This window comes from Denitrificimonas caeni DSM 24390 (assembly GCF_000421765.1).
Taxonomy (GTDB): Bacteria; Pseudomonadota; Gammaproteobacteria; order Pseudomonadales; family Pseudomonadaceae; genus Denitrificimonas; species Denitrificimonas caeni.
The window spans coordinates 85,932-92,381 of sequence record NZ_ATXQ01000010.1 but is presented as its reverse complement, the minus strand read 5'-3'; the positions used below and the strand labels follow the sequence as shown (position 1 = coordinate 92,381).

General features: G+C 50.7%; 8 protein-coding genes. 6 read left to right on the top strand and 2 right to left on the bottom strand.

The features are described from left to right. Window positions 1–318: IS110 family transposase (locus tag H591_RS0113030; protein WP_022967328.1), on the top strand; the 318-nt coding region annotated here is incomplete at its 5' end. Window positions 319–344: 26 nt separating this feature from the next. Here the strand turns inward: H591_RS0113030 and cobU are convergent. Together cobU and H591_RS0113020 are read right to left on the bottom strand one after the other, a co-directional pair. Continuing rightward, on the bottom strand, window positions 345–884 hold the full coding sequence (cobU, locus tag H591_RS0113025) for a bifunctional adenosylcobinamide kinase/adenosylcobinamide-phosphate guanylyltransferase (protein ID WP_022967407.1): 540 nt from the start codon (window positions 882–884) through the stop codon (window positions 345–347). Window positions 885–1,111: 227 nt separating this feature from the next. After that, on the bottom strand, window positions 1,112–2,032 hold the full coding sequence (locus H591_RS0113020; protein WP_022967406.1) for a LysR family transcriptional regulator: 921 nt from the start codon (window positions 2,030–2,032) through the stop codon (window positions 1,112–1,114). A 179-nt stretch (window positions 2,033–2,211) separates the two neighbouring features. Between H591_RS0113020 and H591_RS0113015 the strand changes: the two genes are divergently transcribed. From H591_RS0113015 to wrbA, 5 genes are all read left to right on the top strand, one after another. After that, entirely contained in the window at window positions 2,212–2,619 is a 408-nt protein-coding gene (locus H591_RS0113015) for a DoxX family protein (RefSeq protein ID WP_051145850.1), read from the top strand. A gap of 94 nt (window positions 2,620–2,713) precedes the next feature. Then, the gene (locus tag H591_RS0113010) at window positions 2,714–3,685 is read left to right on the top strand and encodes a glutathione S-transferase family protein (protein WP_022967404.1); all 972 of its coding nucleotides are present in this window, start codon (window positions 2,714–2,716) and stop codon (window positions 3,683–3,685) included. Between the two features lie 88 nt (window positions 3,686–3,773). Further along, window positions 3,774–4,733: a quinone oxidoreductase family protein gene (locus H591_RS0113005; protein WP_022967403.1), complete on the top strand. Its 960-nt coding sequence runs from the start codon at window positions 3,774–3,776 to the stop codon at window positions 4,731–4,733. Window positions 4,734–4,781: 48 nt separating this feature from the next. Continuing rightward, window positions 4,782–5,480 (top strand): pirin family protein, encoded by a 699-nt coding sequence (locus H591_RS0113000; protein WP_022967402.1) that lies wholly within the window; start codon window positions 4,782–4,784, stop codon window positions 5,478–5,480. Between the two features lie 158 nt (window positions 5,481–5,638). Next, window positions 5,639–6,238 (top strand): NAD(P)H:quinone oxidoreductase, encoded by a 600-nt coding sequence (gene wrbA / locus H591_RS0112995; RefSeq protein WP_022967401.1) that lies wholly within the window; start codon window positions 5,639–5,641, stop codon window positions 6,236–6,238. The last annotated feature ends 212 nt before the right edge of the window (window positions 6,239–6,450 follow it).

Here is a 6,450-nt window from a genome sequence, read left to right as displayed (position 1 = left end):
CAGGTCAGCCGCTTTGCTGGCCTTGATGTGCGCTTAACGCAATCAGGAACAAGCATTAACAAACCTGGTCGCTTAAGCAAAGCAGGTAACTCTTATTTGCGCACAGCGCTGTTTATGCCAGCTTTGTCTGCAGCGACTCACGACGCTAATGTGCGCGCTTTTTATCAGTCGCTGATTCAACGTGGCAAGAAAAAGATGCAAGCACTGTGCGCAGTGATGCGTAAAATGCTGACAGGAATCTGGGCGTGCTTAAAATTAAACACGCCCTTTGATTCATCAAAATTATTCAGCGAAGAGCATAAAAAAGCTTGTGCTTAAACAGAGTATCTACATTACGAACGCAGTCAAGCAATCGAGTCTTTCAGAGTCAGCGGTAAACCCGCCAGTACCATGACAACCTTGTGGCAGCGCTGCGCCAGTGCTTGATTAAGCCAGCCCAACTCATCGCAAAATTGACGAGTCAACGGATCCATGCCGATGGTGCCGAGCCCTGTTTCGTTACTGACAATAATCAAAGAACCTGGATAGCCTTCAACCTGCTCAAGAAAAGCCTCTTTTTGTGCTTGCAAATGTTCAATACCGGCATGCAATAAGTTGCTGATCCACAAACTCATGCAATCAATTAACAGACAGGGTGCTGGACTCTGTTGCCCATGCTCGCTTAATACCTGAGCTAAATTTAGCGGCTCTTCCACCAGTCCCCAGCTAGCTGGGCGAATGGCTTGGTGGCGACTGATTCTGTTGGCCATTTCAGCATCGCCTGCAGTCGCTGTTGCTACGTACACTACCGGTTGTTTCTGCGCTAACGCTTGTGCTTCGGCGAAGCCAGTTTTGCCGGAGCGGATGCCGCCCAGCACTAAGGTGTGACAAGTTATTGAGATCATCCGCGACTCCAGAGCCTTGGTATACTATGCATTTAAAACGCAGTCAGCTTGGACTGGCAACGTAATCTAAAAATATCATAACCGTCAGCGCGCCAAGATATTCAACAGCAAAGCTCTAGCGGTTTTTTGATTGCTGCTTTTTACTGCCGAGCTAGACTGCTGAACTGATTGCCAGTATGTCGCGTATCGAGTTGATGGGTGACTTGGTTTTATTCGAAGAACAGCTTTTACTCTTTCAGCACTAGTTCACCTTGTTCAGGATCAAAGCGCATCTGTTTCAGTCGCTCGACAAACCACTTCAAGCCTTTACCGCTATTACTGCGTAGCCAAGCGACGGATATGTCGACCGGCGCTCGTGTGGCGTCCAAGGGCAAAACTATTAATTGACCCTCTGCAACGTGCTGGGTAATGCGGTGGCGCGGCAAATAGCCCACGCCAAGTCCTTTGCATTGCGCGGCTATTTTATGTTCGATGCTCGGCACGTAAATACGGCTGCGGCCATCCAGAAGCCCCGCTGAGCGCGTCGGTAAACGTTGCGAACTGTCGGCAACCACCACTGTGGGGTAGTCTAAGATAGCGCTGGTTGCTATCGGCGTGGGTAGTTGGGTTAATGGATGTCCTGCGGCAACTGCAAAATCAAATGCTACTTGGCCGAGCGAATGCAGGACAAAACCTGGAGCAGGCGCAGCGCCTTCTGCGCCAATCACTAGATCGCAACGATCATCGCTAAGCGCATCCCAACTACCACTCAGTACTTCTTCACTGAGGCGTATTTCCGTCTTCGGTTGAATGCGCTGAAAGTCTTCAATCAGCGCATAAATAGCATCGCTGCTCAGTACGCTCTCAATGCAAATTCGTAGCACCACTTCCCAGCCGTCCGCGGCTTGACGGGCCTGCGCCGCCAGCTCTTGCGAGGCCTTGAGAATATGCCGACCTTGTTCGAGGACCAAACGTCCAATGGCGGTCAGCTCGGCTTTACGACGGCTGCGATCAAAGAGTTCCACGCCAAGATCTTCTTCGAGTTTATTAATAGTGTAAGAAACGGCGGATGGCACGCGGTGCAACTCTTCTGCTGCAGCCGCAAAGCTCTGGCGGCGCTCAATGGCGTCAAGGGTTTGCAAGGCATCTAAAGTGATAAGCAACGTCATAGTTCAGTTTTCCTGATCATAAAGGTCAAAACGTTCCGTTATTATCTTCTTAGTCTTTGTACTATAGTGGTTACATCAAACAACATAACTGATTCTACTTGGAGAGAACATCATGAGCAAAGCTTTAATTCAGCGTGTACTGACAACTGACAACTGACAACAGCTTGAGCAGCTTGCTCATGCGCCTTAGTGCTGGGGTGATTTTTGCGGCGCATGGCGCGCAGAAGTTATTCGGTAGTTTTGGCGGCGGCGGTTTGGAAGGAACAGCGCAGTGGATGGCTTCGATTGGTTTGGAGCCGGGTTACTTAATGGCGTTGGCCGCCGGCAGTGCAGAGTTCTTTGGTGGTATCGCCCTGCTGCTTGGACTGCTGACGCGACCTGCAGCATTTGTGCTGGCAATGACCATGCTGGTTGCAGTCATCACAGTGCACCTGCCTAACGGATTGTTTTTGAGTAACAACGGCTATGAATTTGGCCTGGCGTTACTGGCCATCACCGGTGCTTTAGTCTTAAACGGCGGCGGTAAGCTTTCGCTGGACCGTATGCTCAGTGCACGCTTAGGCAACGGCCGCGCTGATTCATTCTAAGTTTCGGCGTCTATCGCCAACCTACATAACATAAGCACGCAGGAAGATGGTCTTCCTTCGTGCAGGATTCTCACAGACAAATGGAGGCTCTAACATGGGCTTATTAGTAGACGGTCAATGGCATGACCAATGGTATGACACTGACTCCACTGGCGGTAAATTCGAGCGCAGTGAATCACAATTTCGTAACTGGGTCACCGCTGATGGCAGCGCTGGACCAAGCGGCGTAGCAGGCTTTAAAGCTGAAGCCGGACGCTATCACTTATATGTTTCTTTAGCCTGTCCTTGGGCGCACCGCACACTGATTTTTCGCAAGCTCAAAGGGCTTGAGTCGATGATTTCAGTGTCAGTGGTCAATCCGTTGATGGGTGAGCAGGGCTGGACCTTTGCTGAAGGCGCAGGGGTGGTTGCAGATCCCCTCTTCCAAGCAGATTACATGCATCAGATTTATACCGCTGCTGATCCAAAATACAGCGGTCGGGTGACCATTCCAGTGCTTTGGGATAAACAACAAAATGTGATGGTGAGCAACGAGTCGTCTGAGATTATTCGTATGTTCAACTCGGCTTTTGACGAGATTGGCGCGAAGCCTGGCGATTATTACCCCGAGGCGTTACGTACTGAGATTGATCGTGTCAACGAGCATGTCTATGACACCATCAATAATGGTGTTTACAAAGCCGGTTTCGCGACCAGTCAAAAAGCTTACGAGCTGGCAGTGTTCCCCTTGTTTGAAGCACTGGATGAACTTGAGCACCGCTTCTCCAAACAGCGCTATTTAGTAGGCGACCAGATCACCGAAGCAGACTGGCGTTTGTTTACCACACTGATTCGTTTTGATGCGGTGTATCACGGTCACTTTAAGTGCAACCTCAAGCAGATTGAAGATTATCCGCATGTGGCCGGTTATATGCGCGAGCTGTACCAGTGGCCTGGCGTGGCTGAGACGGTGAATATGCAACATATCAAAGAGCACTATTACCGCAGTCACGACACCATTAACCCAACCGGTGTGGTGCCAGCGGGTCCAGTGTTAGATTTTGCTCGGCCACATGGTCGTAAGTGATTGTGTGCTACACAACCAAGCCGGCTGAGCGGCTATTGACTCGCTGCTCAGTTCGGTATCGCTCACAACCCAGTGATGGAGGTCTCTTATGCAAGCGCTACAGTTTTCTGCAACTGGCTCTTTAGATACATTGCAATTGCATGGCTTGGCAAAGCCCGTGCCAGCTGCGGGCGAGGTATTGGTTGAGGTGCGTGCCACCGGCGTCAATCCCAGCGATATTAAGAATGTGCTGGGCTTGTTTCCTTACACCACCACGCCACGTATACCCGGCCGGGACTTTGCTGGCGTGATTGTTGAAGGGCCTGAACAGTTGCTGGGTCAAGCCGTATGGGGCGGTAGCGGTCAGGGTTTTGGTTTTTATCGTGATGGTTGCCATGCGCAGTATGTCGCGGTGCCAGTCAACGCAGTCACCCCGCTACCCAAGTCGTTAACCTTTGCTCAAGCGGCAACCTGCGGCGTGCCTTTTATCACCGCTTGGGATGCCCTTGAGCGCAGCCACGTTAAAGCGGGAACGCGTTTGCTGATTATCGGTGCTGGAGCAGTGGCTAAAGCGGCACAGGTTTTAGCCGAGGCGCGCGGTGCCGACGTGGTCATGGCGGCACGTCGTGCGGATGTTGTGCAAAGCCTGCAAGCGCAAGGTATTAAGGCTTTTCAGTTAAGCCAAGAAGGGCAACTGCCAGAGCAAGCACGTCAGCACTTCAAGCAACAAGCGCCTGAAGTGATTTTTGAAACCACAGGCTTCTGGCTTGCAGCAGCAGTCAATACAGTCGATACCTTTGGTCGTGTGGCGATTATTGCCGCACCAAAGGATGGCGTGATCAGTTTGTCGTCCTTGAATCTGTATCGCCGTGGCGGCTCAATTGTGGGGATTAATTCGCTGCTCTACAGCCTCGAAGAATGTGCGCAAATGCTTAAGCGTATCGGCGAAGCATTTGATGCTGGACTGCCAGCGCCCAGCGGATTTGTCGAATTACCCCTGTCGCAAGCCGTTGCTGCCTATCAACAGGTTAGCGCTGGCGCGGCAGAAAAGATTGTATTGATTCCATAACCAGCATGTTTGGCTGATAAGAATTAAATATCAGCAGGAGGTTTTACCATGATTGAACTACGACCTTACAACGAGCTTGGCGGCGCTCAACATGGCTGGCTGGATACTCGCCACCATTTTTCTTTCGCCGATTATTACAATCCAAAACGTATGAGTTGGGGTCAACTGCGCGTCTGGAACGATGACAGCATCGCCGCTCGCTCTGGCTTTCCACCGCATCCACACCGTGACATGGAAATCATCACTTATGTGCGCAGCGGTGCCATTACTCACCAAGACAGTTTGGGTAACCGTGGTCGTACTGAAGCTGGCGATGTGCAGGTTATGAGCGCTGGCAGCGGTATTATTCACAGTGAGATGAATGAAGAAAATGAAGCAACTCAGCTTTTCCAAATATGGATCATGCCCGACGAAAAGGGCTTGCCGCCGAGTTGGGGGACTAAGCCTTTTCCAAAGGAGCAGCGCAGTGGCTCTTTTATTACTCTGGCCAGTGGTTTACCGGGAGATACTGATGCGCTACCGATTCGTGCCAATGCTCGTTTAGTCGCGGCAACCTTGAAGGCTGGGCAAAGCACCGAATATCACATTGCCCCAGGGCGCAAAGTGTATCTAGTGCCAGCCAGTGGTGAGATCGAGATCAACGGTGTTGTCGCTGCAGCCGGTGATGGTGTGGCGATCAGTGATGAATCTTTACTCAAAGTGAGCGCACAGCAGGACAGTGAAATCGTGCTAGTGGATGTCGCATAAAACATGCTATCCATGTTCAGTATGAATGTGCAGTGAATTGTGCTGACCTTAAAATTGAACGTTTAACAGAAACTTCCCCATCGGGGGATGCTTGGCAAGTGATTTGCCTTGATTAGCAAACAGATCAACAAAGTTAAGTCTTAAAAGAGGAAACAAAAATGACTAAAGTATTGGTTCTTTATCACTCAATGTACGGCCATATCGAAACCATGGCCAATGCGGTCGCTGAAGGCGCACGCGGCGTGGCTGGTGTTGAGGTGACGGTAAAACGTGTACCCGAAACCATGAGCGCTGAAATTTTTAAAAATGCCGGTGGTAAAGTGGATCAAGCTGCAGAAGTGGCGACACCAGCAGAGTTGGCTGATTACGATGCCATTATCGTTGGTACACCAACGCGCTTCGGCAACATGAGCGGGCAGATGCGCAACTTCTTCGACCAAACCGGTGGTCTGTGGGCGAAAGGCGCGCTGGCCGGTAAAGTTGCTAGCGTATTCACTTCAACAGGTACTGGTGGTGGCCAAGAAATGACCATCACCTCAACCTGGACCACGCTGGCACACCACGGCATGATCATTGTGCCAGTCGGTTACACCACGCCAGAGTTGTTTGATGTCTCACAAGTGGGCGGCGGTACACCTTACGGTGCATCGACAATTGCCGGTGGTGATGGCTCACGCCAACCTGATCCACGTGAGTTAGCGATCGCCCGCCATCAGGGCGCGCATGTGGCTAAAATTGCCGCTAAGCTTACAGCCTAAGTAAGCGCACGCTTGTAAAAAAGCCACAACCGCTAAAAAGGGTTGTGGCTTTTTTGTTGTGCATTTAGAAAGTTGCGGTATTTATCTGGTGCAAGCATTTTCGACACCATGTTTTAGAGGGCTAGTGAGCCGTTTGAACATGCGTTGTCAGTATTAAGTAGATGAACTCAAAGATTATGTAATACGTAAGTTTATAGTGAGTTTTTTGGCGC